Below are 17828 nucleotides of genomic sequence, written 5' to 3'. Positions count from 1 at the left end.
CAATTTTAACTTGCATTTTTGCAGCCCAACTAGAACTTAAAAAAGACCTAATTAAAGCCTGTGTCATTTAGAACATCGTCCGCGGACGAATAGCGTTAGCCATATCCACCAATTTGAATCTGTGAGATGCAAAAGGCGAGTTCCGGGCTAGTTGACGAAGCCCTTTTTCCAGCCCCTCCCGTAGCCCCCGCTGCGTAAACGGCCACCCCAACAATTCATTAGAACTAGCCGACTCCTTCAAATCATGCTCGCGTAACCAATTCAGCCCCGCGCTCATCACCGCTAGCCGCATCTGCTCCAAACGCGGCTCATTATTCGGCAACTCCTCGAGGCGTCGACCAGCCCGGCGAATCCGCGACTCCGTCAACTCCTTCGGGGCGCCTTCCACCAACATCAAAATGGTAGTCAGCTGCGCCATCCGCTGGTGCATCGACGGCGCCGGCACCCGGTCCAGCGCACTTATTGCCTGCTCAATCAACCCTTCAGCCATCAGATGCCGCGCCAAACCAAACGCCGTCGACACCGTCGTTGGGTTCGTCGTCCACACCAGTGAATACAGGTGCAACGTCAAAAAGCGCATCATTTCGAAATCCTCAGACGGAATCTCCGCGGTCGTCGGCAACCGCCCCAGCAGCTCCGTCTGCAGCTCCGTGCGCTCCGGCAGAAACGGCAACGACTCCCGGCCTTTCGACGAATGCGGGAAAATTGTGCCCAACACCGTTTCCGGGTCCAGCAACGCTTCATCCGCGAACCCAGCCTGCTGCAAAATCAGCTCACAGGTCGCCGCCAGCGCCCACTTCGGAGCCGGTTCACCTGGCACAATCCGCAAGACTTCCGCGAATCGGCGCTGCGCCTCGGGGTAATCGTCAAAAAGCAGGGCAGTGACGCCGGTGTACCAACTATGCCGCCACGTCCGCTGAATCTTCGGCAGGCAATCCTGCAAAACCTTACGGGCACTTTCGATTTCACCGAGCTCCAACAGGGCGCGCGACATCCCCAACGGCACCTCCGCGCTCTCGTCATACTCCGGGTTCGCCGCCGCCCGCTGCAGCGTATCGACCACTTCCTCGGGGTCGGCATAACTCACCACCGTCAACAGGCGGGCACCCGGATCCGTCGGATCCACCAACGGCACCGGCAACGCCGACACAATCTCCGTGGCATTAATCGCAATGTCACGCTCTACACCGTCAATCAGCCGGTCCGTGCGGAACACCTTATGCTTCGTGCCGAACGTCGAACGCTGCGGCGAAAACTGCGACTGGTTATACGGGTGCAGCTTCCCATCGCGGGTCGCCAAAATTTCGCGCAGCACACCAATCAGCTGATTCGCCATCGACTTCGCCGAATGGAACCGCAACTCCGCCTTCGGATGCGTCGCCCGCGCCAGCAGCGCATACAACGAAAAATGGCGCTGGAACAGTGGTTCATCCGCAGGCGACGGCAACCCATCCACATAACGGCCATTTTCCACCGGCAACCGCACAATCAGCGACGCGAGGGTACGGCCTACCGTGTACAGATCCGACTCAATCGTCGGCCCATCAACCGCCACCTCCGGCGCCTGGAACCCCGGCGTGCCATAAATGTGGCCATACGCGCCGATACCCGTCACCGCACCCAAGTCAATCAACTTCACCTGGTCCTCCGTGATGAGGATATTGTCCGGCTTCAGGTCGTTGTACACCACACCACGGGAATGCAAATAGTCCAGCGCAGGCAAAATCTCCAACATGTAACCAATCGCCTGCGTTACCTCCAACAGCTCCTTCGGCTGCCGCTTACGGAACTGCCGCAGCGACGGACCACCCACATACTCGGTGACAATGTAGCCAGTCGGGGAGCCCTCCTGGTCAATGAAGTTGAACACTTTCAAAATGCCGGGATGCGTAATATCTGCCAGGAACGCCCGCTCCGCATCCACCACCGCCGACGACTGACTACCCGCGCCGGACATCATGCCCTTCAGCACCACCCAGCGGTCCGACACATTATGGTCAATCGCCAAGTAAATCCAGCCGAGCCCACCATGTGCCATCGGCCCACGAATCTCATACTGACCAGCGATAATGTCGCCCGCCTTCAGCGTCGGAGCCGGGGTGCCCTTCGCAACTGCCGCCGCCGGGTCAATGATGGCGGACTCCGGGTCGGTCGGGGTGATAAACGGCAACGTGACCATGCCGTCAGCAACATTGAGGCCTTGTCGACGGTTACCGCGCCGCTTCCGGAACGTATCCATCGCCCGACGCATCGACTCCCGCCCAGCGTTCTCCTGAGCAGCCGAAGGGTCCTGATCCGGTCGCGCGGTAGGGGCATCACCGGTTGGTGGCACTTCCGTGCGCACCGTCGGGCCGTCACCGGAAGGTGGCACATCGGTGCGTACCGTCGGGCCATCGCCGGACTCGGCGGGGGAAGTGGCGGCGGGGGAGGCTCCTGGTTTATTCGCCAGTTTCGACAAGTCCCCTAAATCACCGAGCGCGGCAATATCGACGTCGTATTCGTCATCATCGTCGTCGGCGAACGGATCGAAGAACACCGCCGAAGTGCCGGTATGTGCTTCGGCGCCGGTCTGCGCCACATCAGTGTGGGGCACAGCGCCGGTGTGGGGCACAGCGCCGGTACGCGCTACCGCGCCGGTGCGTGCGACTCCGCCAGTGTGTTCGGAGAAGTCATCGACAGCACCCGCATCGCCCGCGCCGACTCCACCGACTCCACCCGTGCCGACTCCACCCGCGCCACCAGTGCCGATACCACCAGAGCCGGACGTACTTTGGTGCAGATTATGCGCATGCCGGTCACCCTCCGGCATATGGAAAGTAGCCTGATGCTCAGGCAACCGCAGCGAATAGTCAGGGTCGCGCGGCGGGTTCCGCTCCGGGTCCGGCGTCCGCTCCACGTCAGAAGACGGCTCCTCAAACGAGTCCCGCTCTACCTCAGCAGACGGATTGTCGTCGCGACGCTCCGAATCAGCCATTAGCTTCCTCCTCCGGCTGATATTCCGGTTGCGGCAACGTCATCGGACCCAAATACTCACCCAGCCAGTCGTGGTACATCCGCGTCCACGTCCCATCGTGGCGCACCCGCTCCAGCGTCGAGTTCACTTGCCGCACCAGCCCTTCCGTCGGAATATCCGGCGTCGGCTTCGGAATCCCCACCGCATACGTTTCATTCGTCAGCACTGGCCCCACAATCGCCATCGCCGGGTCCTGCTCACGGATCCCCGCCAAAATCACATTGTCGGACAGCACCGCATCGGCCTGGTGTTGCTGCAGCGCCATCAAACAGTCTGCCCAACTCCGCACCAGCAGCACCTTCGAATCAGGAGCGTACTTCCGCGCCGTCGCCATACTCGTCGAACTTTGCGAGACGCACACCGTCCGCCCATCCAGGTCATCGGTCGACACGATCCCGGATTCCTTCGGCGCCAGCAGCTGCGCCTCCGCCGTCAAATACGGTGCAGAGAACGCGATTTGCTCCTGCCGCTTCTTCGTCACCGTCATCGTCCGAATGACAATATCCACGCGGCCTTCCCGCAGCGCCTGCGTCCGCGTCTCCGAATCCACAAATCGGAAGTCCACCGCATCGGGGTTACCGAAAATATCGCGCGCAATTTCCCGCGCCAAATCCACCTCAAACCCCGCCAAGTCACCGGATGCCGAGTTGCGGTAACTCAGCAGGTTCTGCGACTGGTCCACCCCAACAATCAAATGACCCCGCTGCACAATCTGCGGCACCCGCTTCTTCGGCTCCAAATCATCGGGCCGCAGCGTCCCGGCAGGTTGCTCATCCAAGACATCTTCCTTCGGGATGTCCTTCGCCTCCGTCACCCGGCTGCCCGGCGGCAACGGCACATTCCCGGCGGTGGCACTGGCGCCCAAGTCCAACTCTTCGAACGGGGCGGCGGTTTCCGTGGTCCCCGAACAGGCGGAGAGCAGCAACCCTGCCGTCAAAAAGCCCAAAAAACATTGCGCTTTTCGACGTATTGGCCAATGGACACGACTCATTAGCGGTACTCCTGAAGACGTGGGCGCAGCCCCAAACCAACCGCAGCGACCGCAAGCAGCGACAACACGAAAACCATCTGCGCAATCGCCTGCGAAAACAGCAACGAGTTTTTCATAAACTCCCGCAAATTCGCGCGAGCCGACACAATCAAAGTCTGCAGCACCTTATCCAAATTATTAAACGCCGACGCCGAATTCTGCTGCGGGTCATTACCCAAAATAATCGCCACCGCACCCTTATGGTCACCATTACTGAGCCGGGCCTGCGTGAGCGTATGCGACCGGCGCCACTCACCAATAAACGTCAACGCATGGTCGACCGCCAGCGGATCCTTCACCGAATCACGCATCTGCATCAGCGGAATCTCCACATGATCCAACGCCGCATCAAACTCGGTCGTCACCGAATCGGCAGGCCGCTCAATCACCGACAACGTCTCCATCGAACGGGCCTGCTGCGCCGTAATCCGCATCTGCGTCAACTGGCTGAGCGGGGCGCTACGGCCCGTCGCCGCCTGCTGCGAATTATTCGAGTCATACCACGTCACCGCCGACACAATGCCCACCAGCAACGACGCAATCACCATCAACGCCGTCGCCGTGGCAAGACCAACGTTATAACGACGCTTCGTCCGCTCCGCCAACCAACGCTGCGCCAGCAACAACAAAAACACCGCAGCCAACAGCCCAGAAAGCGGCACCCACGGCGGCGTCGCCAACTGACGCTGCTGCTCAAACACCTCATCAATCGTCAAACTGTGCAGCTCAGCCGCATTCGGCAAAATCTCCGTACGCAACAACTCCGACGCACTCGCCTGATACGCATTACCCACCGGATTACCCGCCCGGCTCTGCGCCCGCGCCGACTCCACCATCCCGGAATACACCGGCAACTTCGTCTGAATCTCCGCCAGCAACCGGGCCGCCTTCTCATTGCCCGTACCCATACCCATCGCCGACTCCAGAATCGACAAACTGGCATTCGCAGTGGCGGTATTGTACTGCTGCCGCGCAATCGGAGTTTCCAAACTGCCACGAATAAAGCTGGTATTCGAAATAGCGTCCGCTTCCGACAAACTGGAATACAAATTCTGCGACGAATTCGCCAACGGCTCAGTACTATCCGACAACACCTGCAACTGCCGCTCCTGACTCGACGCCGTCGACGACATGGCAAAACCCGCCGCCAAAATAGCGGCCACCAACACCACACCAACCAACGAAATCAAGCCCGGGGACGTCCGCAAAAACCGCAACGTCCGCATCGGATACACCGCAACCGGCGACAACGCCGCCCGGACACGATCCAAAAACGGATGCGACTCGCGGATCTCCAACACCCAATCGTCATCCTCGACCAAGCTTGGCAGTGCGGCCGCACCATTAGCACCATTCGGCTCCGCGGCAGTGCGACGGAAACGAGTGCGGCGGGTCAAACGCTGCATGCCCGCCCCCTTTCCGTCGAAACGCTTACTTGCCCTGATCTTACCGGCCGAAATTCCCTACAGTTGAAGATATGAGAAACGACGGAAATGGTTACGCCGCTGGACCCAACGGCACATCCATGTGGGGGAAGTACGGCGCCGCTGGCCTGCTACTTATCACCCACTCCGGAAGCGTCCTACTGCAACACCGCGCACCATGGACCAACCAAGGCGGCACCTGGGCACTACCCGGCGGCGCCCGCGACTCCCACGAAACCGCCGCCGAAGCAGCACTCCGCGAAACCCACGAAGAAACCGGCATCGCCCCAGAATCCGTGACCGTCCACACCGAACTAGTCACCGCCGGACCATTCCCCGCCGACCCCAACCGGCCAGACATCGCCGGCGACTGGACCTACACCACAGTCATCGGCAGCACCGCAGGTGAACTAGCGACCGAAGCGAACGAAGAATCCCTCGAACTGGCCTGGGTACCGCTCGACGAGGTTGCCAACTACCCGCTGCTCCCAGCATTCGCCGCGGCGTGGCCACGAATCCGTCAACAAGCAGAAGCGGACCTTACAGCCAGGAAAAACCCACAACCATAGCAGCACACGTGCAGTGGTGACGGGGACTCGGTGAACAGGCGTGCGGAAGTTATGCAAAACTGGACGGCATGATTCGAGTTGAAGGACTGACGAAACAATACGGTACGGTCCGGGCCGTCGACGACCTGAGCTTTGAGGTCAAACCCGGGATTGTTACCGGATTCCTGGGCCCCAACGGCTCCGGCAAATCCACCACCATGCGGATGATCATGGGCCTCGACCGCCCAACCGCCGGAACCGCCACCATCGACGGCAAACAATACGCCGAACTGAAAAACCCACTCACCCAAATCGGCGCCCTCCTCGACGCCAAATGGTTCGCACCCAACCGCAGCGCCCGCGACCACCTCCGCTGGATCGCCCGCAGTAACGGCATCGGCGACCAACGCGTCGACGAAGTCCTAGAAATGGTGGGCCTGACCGAAGTTGCCAAAAAGAAAGCCGGAGGGTTTTCGCTCGGCATGGGCCAACGTCTGGGCTTAGCGACGGCGCTGCTCGGCGACCCGCAAACCATCATGCTCGACGAGCCAGTCAACGGGCTGGATCCCGAAGGTATCCGCTGGGTACGACTGTTTCTGAAGCAGCTGGCAGCGGAAGGACGCTCAGTGCTGGTGAGCTCCCACCTGCTCAGCGAAATGGCGCAAACCGCCGACCACCTCGTGGTGATTGGCCGCGGTAAACTGATTGCCAACACGTCCGTGCATGAATTCATTAAGGAATCGTCGCAGGTGACAACCGTGGTGCGTTCCGAACACATGCAGGAACTGGCCGGGGCGCTGCGCGAAATGAACTGGGAATTCCGTGAAGAAATCGACGCCGACGGGCGGATGACCTACGTGGTGCCAGGACACTCCACCGACGAAGTGGGCCAAGTGGCCTACAGCTTCGGCGCACTACTGCTCGAACTGGCCGAACGAAAAGCCTCCCTGGAAGAGGTCTACATGCAACGCACCGGCGACCACGTGCAATACCGCGCGGACCTGCCGGTCGACGGGGCGGATGCTGGGGCGGCGGATGCTGGGGCGGCGGGTGCTGCTGCGGCGGACGCTGCTGCGGCGGACGCTGGGGCTGACGTAGTGGCGGAACCTAACAAGGCGGAGGAGAACTAATGCTTTTGAACTCAATTCGTGCCGAATGGCTCAAACTCACCACCAGCAAATCCTTCTGGTGGACCTCCGGCATCGTCCTGCTGCTCATCGTCGGCCTGTCCTGGGTCATGGGCTGGGGCCAACAACAAGCCTTCGACTCCGCCGTCGAACAAGCGAAGAACCCGCCAGAAATCCCAGAAGGCGTCGACCCAGCAACACTGCCACCGGAAGCGCTCGCCCCAACGAGCGTCGACCCGGCAACATTCGCGCTGGAACCAAGCATGGTTTCCCTCGGCTTCATGTTCGCCACCATGGTGTTCATGATCATGGCCGTAATGACCGTGACCAACGAATACAACAGCCAAATGATGAAAACCACCCTGGCTGCCACCCCAAACCGCTTCGTCGTACTACTGACAAAAGTGCTGGTCTACGGCGCATTCGCAGTCGCGCTCGCAGCGGTGTCCTACATCGCCGCGTTCTATGTCGTGCAAATCCCAATCACGACTAAAGAACTGACCGCAAACATGAGCCTGACCGACGGCGAATTCCTCCGCGGACTCTGGGCCAACCTGCTCGACGTCATCCTGACCGTCATCATTGGTGTCGGCATGGGCTTCCTCGTGCGCCGCACCGCAGGGGCACTATCCATCCTGCTGCTGTGGATCCTGGTCGTTGAATCCATGATCGGGCTGATCCCGAAAATCGGCAGCACGCTGACGGAATGGATGCCGTTCTCCCTGATGGGCGCCTGGATCAACAACGCCGGCCCAGAATTCGACGCCATGCCATGGGACAACATCAACTACAACCCGCTGTACTTCGGCGCCATCTGCTTCGCCATCCTTATCGCCGGTGGCATCGCACTCTACCGCCGCGACGCGTAGCACGTGACGCTGGTGCCGGTGTCGGTACTGGAGTGACACCAGTGCTGGAGTGACGCTGGCGCCGGGGCGCGTTAAGGGCTGTGGACTACAGGTCCGCGGCCCTTTTTCGTGCCTCTTTCCTAGGCCAAAGGCGGCGCCGAGCGGGTTAGGGCCGGGTGGAGGGCGTGCACGCTGGGCAAGCAGACCGAACTACATCGCGCTCTTCCGGCGCTGAATCTCCTCAACATAAGCCTCGCCGTGATCCGCCAGCTTCAACAACGCCGGAACCGCACGCCGAAGCGCCTTAATCTCATTCTTCTCCATCGAGCCAACAACCTTAAACACGATATTCGACCAATAGTCGACCATCTTGCCGATGATCTCCTCACCAGCCTCGGTCACATAAAGGTCCTGAGCACGACGGTCCGTCGGATTATCGCGGCGAAGAATAAGGTCCTCGTCAATAAGCTTCCTAACTGTGGCCGACACATTCGACGGCCGAAGGAACCGCAAACGCGCAATATCACTCACACCGCAACCAGGGTGCGTGGCGACGAAATGGAGCACCTCCATCTCAGACTGCGAAATGTGCACCTTCTGGTTGGGGCGCTCACCCAAGCGGCGAGTCGCAGCGAGGAAATCATAAAGCGCGTGCGCAATGCCGCGGGCCTCCGCCTGCTGCGCCGTATCGTCATCGTAATTGCGTGGGGTCGGAAGTGGGATAGCCATAGCACGAACCAATCTCAATCGGTGATAGTTATATCGGTATCTCGTTGGATTAGTTTTACTATAGATACAATTATGTCCGCGATGGGGATTTTCGCGAGATTGCCACAATTCTTGAACTATGCGCTGAACTACACGTCGAACTAGGTGCCGCGTTACATGCCGCGTTACACGTCAAAATCATCGACCGCATAATCCACAATCACCGGCACATGGTCCGACGCGCCCTTACCCTTGCGTTCCTCCCGGTCAATCTGCGCCGCGACCGCCGCCGCCGACATCGCCGGGCTGGCCAGCTGGAAATCAATCCGCATGCCCTCATTCTTCGGGAAGCGCAACCGCTGATAATCCCAATACGTGTACTGGCCCTCCGCCAAATCCCGCGTCACATCCACAAACCCGACCTGCTCCAGCTTCGAAAACGCCGCCCGCTCCGGCTCCGACACATGTGTCTTCCCGGCAAATGCCGCCATGTCCCACACGTCCTCATCACGTGGAGCCACGTTAAAGTCGCCGGTCAGCACCATGTTTAGCATTGGGTTGCGGGCGAGTTCGTCGGCCCCGTACTGCGCCAGCGCCTCATAAAACGCCAACTTGTACTGGTAATGCGGGTCGCCCAGCGCTCGGCCATGCGGCACATACAAGGACCACACCCGCACGCCAGCGCCAGCACCAGCGTCGCCACTACCGCCAGTACCAGCGCCGCCATTACCGGCGCCACACACAGCAGAAATCGCCCGCGCCTCCTGCGGCGCCGCCACGCCATCCTCAGGCTCCTTCACGAAACCCGGCTGCCCGAAGTCAGTCTCAACGTCAATAAGCCCCACCCTGGACACCAACGCAACGCCATTCCACTGGGACAAACCCCAATGCACAACCTCATACCCAGCGGCCTCAAGCGCCGCGAACGGGAACTGGTCGTCGCGACATTTCGTCTCCTGCAACGCCAACACATCCAAGTCATGACGCTGCAGAACATCCACCACGCGGTCGATGCGGGTGCGGATAGAGTTCACATTCCAAGTGGCAATACGCATACCACCAGCCTAGATGGCAGGCGCGGGGGTCGGTAACAAGTCGGACTCAAAGTGCTGGAAAAGGAACTAAACTAGTGGCCGAAGCGTTGTTCCTTATAGAAAGAGAGGGACACAGTGCTCAGTGACTACAATCCTTGGGCCGACGGACGCATCAACGACCCCGAACGAGACGCGACGCGACCACCCACCGCATGGACCGACGGCCTGACCAACAACTACCTCGACCGGCCAGTCACACTCGGCCGCGACATCATGCCCGTCATGCGGAACGCCCTCGGCATCCCACAACGCCCAACCCCCAACCAAATCGCCGAAATCCGCGGGATGGACCCCGCCAACGTCCCAGCCACCCAAGGCCAACGCGCCGGCGCCCTGCTTATCGACGGATTGGTGTACGGCGTCGTACTCACCGTGCTCGTAGCAGTGATGACCGCCCTCGGAATCAGCGAAGGCGGAATCGCACTATTCAGCGCATCCATCCTGATGACACCACTCGGGTTCTACGCCTACCGCACCCTCACCGAAGGAGTACTGGAAGGCTCACCAGGCAAACACATCATGGGACTGCGGGTCGTCGGGCCAAACAACCTACCGATATCCACCGGCCAAGCAGCAAAACGCAACCTATGGCACCTACTGATGATGTTCCCACCAGCATGGGGCATCGCCGCACTAGTCATGAGCGCCAACGGCGGCACCGACGCCATCAAACAAAACCAAGCCGACCGGTGGGCACAAACCCAAGTCGTGCACAAGAAACCGCAGGAAGAACTGGCGCGGCGCAATATGCGGCGAGCGGAACTGGGGCGGTAGGCCGAGAGATGGCTGGGCGGTTTGGCGGCTAGGTTGGCGGGGCACCGAGCGGGCGGGGCACCGAGCGGGCGGGCCGCTGGGCGGGCTGGGCGCTAGGCCGTCAGCTCCGCGTACCGGTGACGGTGATGCTCCGTAAAATTCAACGCACGGTACAACGCAATACCCGCCGCATTCCTCTCAATCACCTGCAGATACGCCGCATCGGCGCCCTGCTGCTGACCCCAATGCAACATATGCAAACCCATCAGCGTGCCAATACCGCGACGACGCAGATGCTCGGCAACCTCCACCGCCGAAAAACCCAACCAAGTGCGGCCATCCGGGCTTTCCGTCAACGTGCCCCGAGTAATCGCCACAGTGCTGCCCTCGGCATCCACCATCCGGCCGAAACACATCCGACCGTCGATCTCCTTCTGCAACAAAGAAAGAGCCTGCTCAGGCAGCGCGTGGCCGCGGAAATGGTACATCGAAAGCCAAGCATCATCGGGCTTATCTAACACCTCCGCGCGCAGACCCGAAGGGGCAGCAGGCGCGAAATCGGCAGGAGTCGCGGCCGGAAGGGGCGGGGCGTCGTCACCAAGCGAACGGGCCATCACCAAAATCTCCGGGCCGAGCGTCCACCCCGCACGCGCAACCAACTGCTGCGCCGGGCGACAAATCCGATCCGGAATACAAATACGCACCGGCAAATCATGGCGCGCATAAAACTCCGTGACGGCAGCAAGCGGCACACGGGTCGTCGACGCCGACGGCTCCAACGGAATCGCCGAATTCGACCGCTCCGTAATGCCATCGCCCGCACGCAACAACCAACCGTCAACCCAACGATGCTCGACACCAGGGAACGCCATCGCGGTAGCAAACTCAATGTTGCGGATATCCGAATTACGCACCGGACGATCAGGCAGCGCCTTCACCACAATCAGCTCCGCCGGGTCGAACTCCACCGCCGGAACCGACTCATCAGCGCGGACCCCCGCACTTTTCTGCGGCCGCACCCGGAACGGCGCCACAGACACCACATGACCAATCAAGTCCGTCACCTTCCGGCCGGACTCCTTCGCCTCGGCGGCGGACAAACGGCGACGCACAATCACCCGGCGACCCGGCGCAACCGTACCAATACCCCAACGACTAATCGGCAGGCCGGTGGCAGGGTCGACCCGGTTGCGGATGAGATCGGAATCCGGGGCGGGGGAGGCTGGGGAGGCATCAGGGTTGACGGCATCGGAACCGTCGTTCGAAGAAACCATACGGCTACTCAGTGATCCCGTTGTCCGGCGTCCAATCGGCAGGGACCCCACCCGGCGTACCCGGCGCCATCACATTCGGCTCCTGGTGGTCGAACGGATCCTCATCGGTGCCCGGCATCCACGTCTGGCCCGGCTCATGGAAACCGCACGCCTTGAAATCCTTTTTCGCCGCACGCTTCCACCGGCCAATCAACGTGTCGGTGTACAACAACCCGTCAAGGTGGCCGACCTCATGCTGCAAACACCGGGCAAAGAAACCGTAACCTTCAATGTCCACCCGCTGACCCAGCTCATTCGTGCCCGTCACCCGCGCCCAATCCGCACGGCCCGTCGGGTAGCCAAGACCCGGCACCGACAAACAACCTTCCTCGTCACTGCCATCGTCGGCAGGCATCGACTTCGGAATCTCGGACGTCTCCAACACCGGGTTAATCACACAACCACGCCGCATCGGACCACCCTGTGCGGCGATTTCCGCCTCGGACTTTTCGGTGCCATCTGGGCCGTCGGTGTCCGGGCAGTTGTACACAAACAGTCGCTTGCCGACGCCAATCTGGTTCGCCGCGAGGCCCACGCCGTTGGCGAAGTCCATCGTCTCGTACATGTCCGCGATGAGCTCCGCGAGCTCAGCCACGGTTTCAGTCACTGGCTGCGTAGGGGTGTGCAACACAGGGTCGCCGGCAATCACGATGGGCCTAATAGTCATGCGTCAATACTAAGACGTGGAGGTGTGACTGCAATAATGCATACATGCTTGCCGACGAAACCCAACCGACCCCAACCACTGCTGAACTGTCGGGGGAAGGCGTGAGGGGTGCCGAGGGTGCGGGTGCCTCGGGTGGTGCAGGGGACTCGGGCGGTGCGGGTGCCTCGGGTGGGGCAGGATTGTCGGACATGGAACGGGCGGTCCTGGAGTTCGAGTCGGGCTGGTGGCGCGATGCTTCGGCGAAAGAAGAGGATATCCGCACCACCTTTGGTTGGACCGTGACTCGGTACTACCAGCGGCTGAATAAGTTGTTGGATTCGCAGGTGGCGTTGGCGGAATTCCCAACCTTGGTTGGGCGGCTGCGGCGACTGCGGGAGCAGCGTGAATTGCAGCGTCGAGGGTTGGCCTAGGTTTCTGACGACACCCGGGTTTTCGAACACGTCTATCAGGCACCCGACGCGGGATGCCTGATTGGTTGCTAGTTGGGGACCCGGGCGGGGAACCTGATAAGGCGCAGAACCGGGCTGGTGGCGGATAGAGCGGATCGTCAAGTGTGCCGCGCCGGGCCCGGCGGTGCGCCAGGTTCCCGTGGTACGCCCGATTCCGGAGGCACACCCGATTCCGGTGGCACGCCAGGTTTAGGCGGTCGGCCAGATCTTGTTGGTTGGCCGGGTTCTGGTGGTTGGACATAGCCGGGGGCTTGCTGTGCCATTGGGCCGGTATTGAATTTCGGTGGGTGGCGATGGCCGTGTTCGTCAATATGCACACTTCCGGAACGGAAGTTGGTTTCTGGCGTGCGTGCGCACATGTGGCTGCGGTTTCGGGCGCGTTGGGTGTCGTCGTTTTGGCGGTGGTGGGTGCGGCACATCGGTACGAGGTTTTCGATATCGGTAAAACCTCCGGCGATGAACGCCAGGATGTGGTGGACGTCGCACTGGTCAATCGGCTGGTCGCAGCCGGGGTGTTGGCAGCCGCCGTCGAGGATTTGCAGGGCGATGCGCTGTTCGAAACTGGCGATGCGTTGACCGCGGAATAGAGACATGTCGATTGGCGCCATTCCGTCGCGGGTGTCAATGAGGCTGAGCAGCATATTGTCCGTCACGCCGAGGCGAAGCAGCTGGATGGCATTGAGTGAAGTGCCGACGTTGGTGTGGAACTTTCGGTTCCACCACGGGTTGCTGCTACAGCTGCCGGGGTCGTTAGCATCTGGGGCTGCGAAGTCCGCGGCGTCAGCAACGGCGACGATGCTGGCGAGGCCACCGCGGTTGTTGGTGCGACTGTTCGCTTGGGCCATGGCATCGCGAAGGATTTTCGCCAGTGCGTCCGCGTTGAGCTGGCCGAGGGTGCGTTTGTCGTCGATGGCTTCGACGTGAGTGCCGTAGCCGCGTTTGGCGTATTGGCCGAAAAGTTTCAGCGCTAGGGTGGCAGAAGCTGCATCGAGGACCCCGCCGATTCTTACGTTGCCGTTGCGGTCGGGTTTGCCAACAAAAACGCTACGACGGCGCTGGTCAGCAAAGGGATCTTTCGGCTTGTTCACGGTGTCATTCGATTCGTCAACAAGCTTCCTGGTGAGTGCACGGATTTCGGTGCTGTTTAGGTCATCGAGCTCGGCGTACACCTTTGCCTTGATATCTTCGGCGGTCATGGTGCCGCCCGGAAGTAGGTTCGACAGTTCCATGCGGATGGCGGCGCGGGTTTCGGCGGTCAGGTAGCCATCAGCGGTGGCATCCCAGGCGGCGCGGGCGTTGGCGGCTCGCTTGCGGGCCTGCTGCTGTTGGTGGGCGTTTTCGGCGGCGAGTTCCTCGTCGGTCAGCGGCGTTTCAGGCTCCGCAGCGGCGTCGGGGGAGAGGGATTCCTTGGAATTGTCAGGTTCAATATCACCGTCGAGTTCCGCGGCACGCACACGTTCTCTGGCTTCGCGGGGACTGATTCCCAGCCGGTCAACGAGGAAACGGGTGGTGTTGCGGGTGCCGATGGTCGCGATACCCGCTGGGGTGAGCAGCGTTCGCACCAAATGCAGGTCCATAAGGTTGCGTAGCTGTAGCGTGTTCTCGAAATCCTGTGCGACTTCGATGAGCTCCCAGAATGACAGTTCTTCTTGGTGTAGATCGCTGGTGACGGAGTCGATAAAAGCTGTTAAGTGGTGCTTAAGTGCGGCGAGGTGGGTGGTGCAGGGATGTTGGCGGGAGCCATTGGTGCTGCTGGGTAGCTTAATGACGGTATGTTGCTGGTCGTTATTCTGTGGCTGCGGCATCGACATGTTTCCCCTCCCTGTTTTCCATTTGCCTGATCTCTTGCTTTCGTTTACATGTTCGATGATAGCTGTCGATTTGGACATGGCAGGTGCCAAATGGAACACATGTTCGATAACTCTTTGTGTCTGGTAGGTGTATGAGAGGTGAAGTACCGTCAGCTCAAGGTTGAGGGTTGGGATGCGGAGTTGTGGGGTGTGGGGTTGAGAGCTGTGGTGGAAAGTGGAGGGGGGGATTCCGCTGTTAGGCGGCCGCTAGGAGGTATTGGCGAGGCCTAGTTTCGCGCGTGCATCCCACGCCGCTTTTGCCCTTGAGTGTCTCAGCTGGGTGTCAATTAGCTCAGTGACCGCGTGCAAGACCGCGGTGAGCGGCTTCACGCCGACTTGGAATGTGAAAAGTGCTGCTAGGGCGGGTCCGAGAAAAGATTCCAGTAATACCTCGGCGCCAAACATCCTCACCGATGCGTCGAAAAAGAAGACTCCAAAGAGCAATATTGCGACGGCTTCGAATTTGTCTTTTTCGCCTGCTCGCGAGCGCCCCGACGGTAGGGGACAGCGCCACGCCAGCAAGCGCCCTGCCAACCGCGGACAGCGCCCCGCCAATCGCGGAAAGTGCCCCGCGCAGCTTCCTTGCCCACTTCGCTAACTGCCTGGCTATCCAGGCTTTAGCGCCACTCTTTCGCACCCGAAAATTTCGCATGCCGCGACGCTAACAGCATGGTGTGGACAAGAACCCGAAACGCTGGAGCGCTCAGCCCGAAAGCCGACCCCCAAAAACCCGTCCTAGAGCACCTTCACGGACACAACATGCGCCGGAAACGCATCGACCGGCATGGCGGCGTCACTCCGGAAGTAGGTTTTGTCGGCGTCGTAGATGACAGCAACACGTTTGCCGTCGTGTTGCGCATACTGGCCACCGGTCATGTCGCCATACTCTTTCGGCAAGAAGACGAAACTCTGGGTGTCCGACTGAATACCTCCCGGGCCGTTCTTGCGCGCATGAACTGTCGTTGGCCCGTCCAATTCAACAATCGCGAACTTCTCCGATGGGCTATCCGAAGGATTTGGCAGCCGCCCCTTGAGCTTCTTATCCGCCCACTGCTGGCCGGTGTACACCTTCACTGTGCCCGTCACCTGGTGCTGGTTCGGCCCCAGGTTCGCGGCGCTATCAGCGCCCCTAGCATCCGCACCATTCGCCCCACCAGATCCGCCATTGCCAGCGCCGCTACCAGTGCCGCCCGTAGTCCCGCCGCCCTTCACAGCATTCAGTGCCGACGCATCAGAAGTTCTCGTCCAGTTCACTTCCGTGGCGTGGTCCGGCCGCGCGTTCATCGGCAGCGACTCTTCGCCGTCCCCGGTAATCTTCGTGCCTGCCACCGCGTAGTGCTTCAGCTTCCAGTTCGGCCCCACACTCTGCCCGGTGAGCTCGTACACGCCGTTGCCGTCGTTGGCGCTGAACACGAAGCTGCGGCTGCCGCCAGTGCCCGCCCCGTCCACGATGTACCCCTTGGTTGCGATTGGGGTGTCGCCGTTCGCCGAAACTACGACCACCGGAGAGAATTCCCAGAATCGTTTGACCAGCAGCATCTCTGGGCAGCCGTCGCCGTTGGTGTCCGCCATGGCGTATTCGTAGCGTCGGCTATTTGCTGGCAGGTCGTGGGAGTTTACGCTCGCCGGTGTGAAGTCCTGCGGCGCCGCCAATACCTTCTTATATGCAGCTAGTGCGCCATCCGAGCATGCGCCCTTCGCTGACGAGGTTGCGCCCGGTTCTGCGTCGTCGTCGCCAAAGAATCTGTCGCGCTTCTTCCGCGGCTGTTCCTTCTCCGAAGTTTCCGTGACGGTGACGGTGCCATCTGCGCCCAGCTCCCCGTCGGCCGGTTCCTCCGCGCCGCTACATCCGGCGAGTGCGAAAACGCTGACAAAGGACAGTGCGGCAACCGATTTCAGTGCGGAGCGTGGGCGTGGTGTGGACATGGTTCCTCCCAGGTAGGCGGCAACGGCATCGCTCTTTAGAATATCTGCTGCCCAGGATAAGTCCATGCCAAGCCGGAAACTGTGCGGTTTTTCATTGGTGTGCGGTGGGGGCTTATTGACGTTTACCTACGAATCTTCTGGTCAGGGCTTGTCAAGCACACCACGCGCCTTTACCCTCAAGTGCAACTTTAAGGTTAGGATGTGGACGTGACCGAGATGAACAACGAACCAAACCCACGTCGCGCGCGCCACCGTGCGCAAGCCGATGACGCTGCCCGTTCATCGTCTGCCGCGACCTCCGAAACCAGCGCCGCAGGTGCCGCAGGCGCCGCAGGTGCCGCAGGTGCTGGCGCTGCCAGCGCCAATGGTGCCACCGGCACCAGCGCATCCGGCGAAAGCACCGGCGGCGTGCCGCTGCGCGGCCTCGCCATGATCCTCCTCGCCGTTGGCGCGGGCTTGGCTCTGTGGGGTGTCTTCCTGCTCACCGGCTCCGGTGACGACACCACCAACGCCAACTCCGAAACCAGCCAATCCACCAACCAAGATGGCAGCCAGAACGGTAGCCAAAACGGCCAGTCCGGCCAACCAGGCGAAGCTGGCCAGAACAACCAAAACGGCCAGAACAGCAAGCCGGGCCAGACCGCCCAGAGCAATGACCAGAGCGACTCGACGAAGTCCGACGCCTCCAAAACGTCGACAAGCGAAAAGAAACCTTCCGCATCGAAGCCAGCACCAACCACCGACGTGAAGAAGGTGCCGATTACGGTGCTGAATAACTCGCTGGTGCCGAAGCTGGCCGACTCCGTCGCGGGCAAGCTCGCCGACGACGGCTGGACCACCGGCAAAACCGGCAACTGGGCCGAAGCTCCCGACGGCAGCGGCAACATCGCCGAAACCACCGTCTTCTACACCAAGAACAACGCCGACGAAAAGGCCGCCGCCGAAGCGCTCGCGCAGGAACTCGGTGTGAAAGCCAAGCCACGGTTCGCCGAACTGGACCAAGCGTCGCAAGGCGTCACCCTCATCCTGACCAGCGAACTTTAACCGCACGGGGGCAGTGGGTACCGGCTGTCTGATG

15 protein-coding genes are annotated in these 17828 nt (G+C 60.8%); 6 read left to right on the top strand and 9 right to left on the bottom strand.

Features of this window, described 5'->3' with window-relative positions:
- Positions 1 to 67 precede the first annotated feature (67 nt).
- Genes A3EC_RS0109270 through A3EC_RS12015 form a run of 3 tightly spaced genes read right to left on the bottom strand, consistent with a single transcriptional unit; the run spans position 68 to position 5449 of the window.
- Positions 68 to 2974: a serine/threonine protein kinase gene (locus A3EC_RS0109270; RefSeq protein WP_018024906.1), complete on the bottom strand. Its 2907-nt coding sequence runs from the start codon at positions 2972 to 2974 to the stop codon at positions 68 to 70.
- Positions 2967 to 4004 carry a glutamate ABC transporter substrate-binding protein gene (locus A3EC_RS0109265; protein WP_156812916.1) on the bottom strand — a complete coding sequence of 346 codons (1038 nt, stop codon included), beginning with the start codon at positions 4002 to 4004 and terminating at the stop codon, positions 2967 to 2969. The genes A3EC_RS0109270 and A3EC_RS0109265 overlap by 8 nt, the downstream gene beginning before the upstream one ends.
- Positions 4004 to 5449, bottom strand: a complete 1446-nt coding sequence (locus A3EC_RS12015) for a hypothetical protein (RefSeq protein ID WP_018024904.1) — start codon at positions 5447 to 5449, stop codon at positions 4004 to 4006. Before A3EC_RS12015 ends, A3EC_RS0109265 begins: the two co-directional genes overlap by 1 nt.
- Positions 5450 to 5520: 71 nt before the next feature.
- Between A3EC_RS12015 and A3EC_RS0109255 the strand changes: the two genes are divergently transcribed.
- The 3 genes from A3EC_RS0109255 (at position 5521) to A3EC_RS0109245 (ending at position 8011) form a co-directional block, all read left to right on the top strand.
- The gene (locus A3EC_RS0109255) at positions 5521 to 6036 is read left to right on the top strand and encodes an NUDIX hydrolase (protein WP_040428444.1); all 516 of its coding nucleotides are present in this window, start codon (positions 5521 to 5523) and stop codon (positions 6034 to 6036) included.
- 68 nt (positions 6037 to 6104) lie between these two features.
- A complete protein-coding gene (locus A3EC_RS0109250; protein ID WP_018024902.1) occupies positions 6105 to 7145 on the top strand; it encodes an ABC transporter ATP-binding protein in 1041 nt (346 codons plus the stop codon).
- Positions 7145 to 8011 (top strand): ABC transporter permease subunit, encoded by an 867-nt coding sequence (locus A3EC_RS0109245; protein WP_018024901.1) that lies wholly within the window; start codon positions 7145 to 7147, stop codon positions 8009 to 8011. The genes A3EC_RS0109250 and A3EC_RS0109245 overlap by 1 nt, the downstream gene beginning before the upstream one ends.
- A gap of 189 nt (positions 8012 to 8200) precedes the next feature.
- On the opposite strand, the gene A3EC_RS12010 is transcribed toward A3EC_RS0109245, so the two are convergent.
- On the bottom strand, positions 8201 to 8719 hold the full coding sequence (locus A3EC_RS12010; RefSeq protein WP_018024900.1) for a MarR family winged helix-turn-helix transcriptional regulator: 519 nt from the start codon (positions 8717 to 8719) through the stop codon (positions 8201 to 8203).
- A 164-nt stretch (positions 8720 to 8883) separates the two neighbouring features.
- Positions 8884 to 9753 (bottom strand): exodeoxyribonuclease III, encoded by an 870-nt coding sequence (locus A3EC_RS0109235; RefSeq protein WP_018024899.1) that lies wholly within the window; start codon positions 9751 to 9753, stop codon positions 8884 to 8886.
- Positions 9754 to 9867: 114 nt separating this feature from the next.
- Here A3EC_RS0109235 and A3EC_RS12570 point away from each other — a divergent pair, with 114 nt between their 5' ends.
- Positions 9868 to 10566, top strand: coding sequence for an RDD family protein (locus A3EC_RS12570; protein ID WP_018024898.1), 699 nt, complete (start codon positions 9868 to 9870; stop codon positions 10564 to 10566).
- A 92-nt stretch (positions 10567 to 10658) separates the two neighbouring features.
- Here the strand turns inward: A3EC_RS12570 and A3EC_RS0109225 are convergent, their stop codons facing one another.
- Entirely contained in the window at positions 10659 to 11819 is a 1161-nt protein-coding gene (locus A3EC_RS0109225; RefSeq protein ID WP_018024897.1) for an N-acetylglutamate synthase, CG3035 family, read from the bottom strand.
- Positions 11820 to 11823: 4 nt separating this feature from the next.
- Positions 11824 to 12525, bottom strand: a complete 702-nt coding sequence (locus A3EC_RS12000) for a peptide deformylase (protein ID WP_040428443.1) — start codon at positions 12523 to 12525, stop codon at positions 11824 to 11826.
- A gap of 44 nt (positions 12526 to 12569) precedes the next feature.
- On the opposite strand from A3EC_RS12000, the gene A3EC_RS13180 reads away from it, so the two are divergent.
- On the top strand, positions 12570 to 12935 hold the full coding sequence (locus A3EC_RS13180) for a DUF3263 domain-containing protein (protein ID WP_018024895.1): 366 nt from the start codon (positions 12570 to 12572) through the stop codon (positions 12933 to 12935).
- Between the two features lie 137 nt (positions 12936 to 13072).
- Here the strand turns inward: A3EC_RS13180 and A3EC_RS11995 are convergent, their stop codons facing one another.
- Positions 13073 to 14785 (bottom strand): HNH endonuclease signature motif containing protein, encoded by a 1713-nt coding sequence (locus A3EC_RS11995; RefSeq protein ID WP_018024894.1) that lies wholly within the window; start codon positions 14783 to 14785, stop codon positions 13073 to 13075.
- 774 nt (positions 14786 to 15559) lie between these two features.
- A complete protein-coding gene (locus A3EC_RS0109200; protein WP_040428441.1) occupies positions 15560 to 16750 on the bottom strand; it encodes a hypothetical protein in 1191 nt (396 codons plus the stop codon).
- A gap of 216 nt (positions 16751 to 16966) precedes the next feature.
- Between A3EC_RS0109200 and A3EC_RS12565 the strand changes: the two genes are divergently transcribed.
- Positions 16967 to 17794 (top strand): LytR C-terminal domain-containing protein, encoded by an 828-nt coding sequence (locus A3EC_RS12565; RefSeq protein WP_245532979.1) that lies wholly within the window; start codon positions 16967 to 16969, stop codon positions 17792 to 17794.
- Positions 17795 to 17828: the final 34 nt, after the last annotated feature.

Origin of the sequence: Corynebacterium ulceribovis DSM 45146 (assembly GCF_000372445.1) — a bacterium.
Classification (GTDB): Bacteria; Actinomycetota; Actinomycetes; order Mycobacteriales; family Mycobacteriaceae; genus Corynebacterium; species Corynebacterium ulceribovis.
Note: the sequence above shows the minus strand (reverse complement) of the source record. Positions and strands in the feature narration are given on the sequence as shown.

What these genes read in the sequence shown, in the direction of transcription:
- A3EC_RS0109270 (WP_018024906.1), bottom strand. Translation starts at nt 2,974, where the DNA reads ATGGCTGATTCGGAGCGTCGCGACGACAATCCGTCTGCTGAGGTAGAG.
- A3EC_RS0109265 (WP_156812916.1), bottom strand. Translation starts at nt 4,004, where the DNA reads ATGAGTCGTGTCCATTGGCCAATACGTCGAAAAGCGCAATGTTTTTTG.
- A3EC_RS12015 (WP_018024904.1), bottom strand. Translation starts at nt 5,449, where the DNA reads ATGCAGCGTTTGACCCGCCGCACTCGTTTCCGTCGCACTGCCGCGGAG.
- A3EC_RS0109255 (WP_040428444.1), top strand. Translation starts at nt 5,521, where the DNA reads ATGAGAAACGACGGAAATGGTTACGCCGCTGGACCCAACGGCACATCC.
- A3EC_RS0109250 (WP_018024902.1), top strand. Translation starts at nt 6,105, where the DNA reads ATGATTCGAGTTGAAGGACTGACGAAACAATACGGTACGGTCCGGGCC.
- A3EC_RS0109245 (WP_018024901.1), top strand. Translation starts at nt 7,145, where the DNA reads ATGCTTTTGAACTCAATTCGTGCCGAATGGCTCAAACTCACCACCAGC.
- A3EC_RS12010 (WP_018024900.1), bottom strand. Translation starts at nt 8,719, where the DNA reads ATGGCTATCCCACTTCCGACCCCACGCAATTACGATGACGATACGGCG.
- A3EC_RS0109235 (WP_018024899.1), bottom strand. Translation starts at nt 9,753, where the DNA reads ATGCGTATTGCCACTTGGAATGTGAACTCTATCCGCACCCGCATCGAC.
- A3EC_RS0109225 (WP_018024897.1), bottom strand. Translation starts at nt 11,819, where the DNA reads ATGGTTTCTTCGAACGACGGTTCCGATGCCGTCAACCCTGATGCCTCC.
- A3EC_RS12000 (WP_040428443.1), bottom strand. Translation starts at nt 12,525, where the DNA reads ATGACTATTAGGCCCATCGTGATTGCCGGCGACCCTGTGTTGCACACC.
- A3EC_RS13180 (WP_018024895.1), top strand. Translation starts at nt 12,570, where the DNA reads ATGCTTGCCGACGAAACCCAACCGACCCCAACCACTGCTGAACTGTCG.
- A3EC_RS11995 (WP_018024894.1), bottom strand. Translation starts at nt 14,785, where the DNA reads ATGTCGATGCCGCAGCCACAGAATAACGACCAGCAACATACCGTCATT.
- A3EC_RS0109200 (WP_040428441.1), bottom strand. Translation starts at nt 16,750, where the DNA reads ATGTCCACACCACGCCCACGCTCCGCACTGAAATCGGTTGCCGCACTG.
- A3EC_RS12565 (WP_245532979.1), top strand. Translation starts at nt 16,967, where the DNA reads ATGAACAACGAACCAAACCCACGTCGCGCGCGCCACCGTGCGCAAGCC.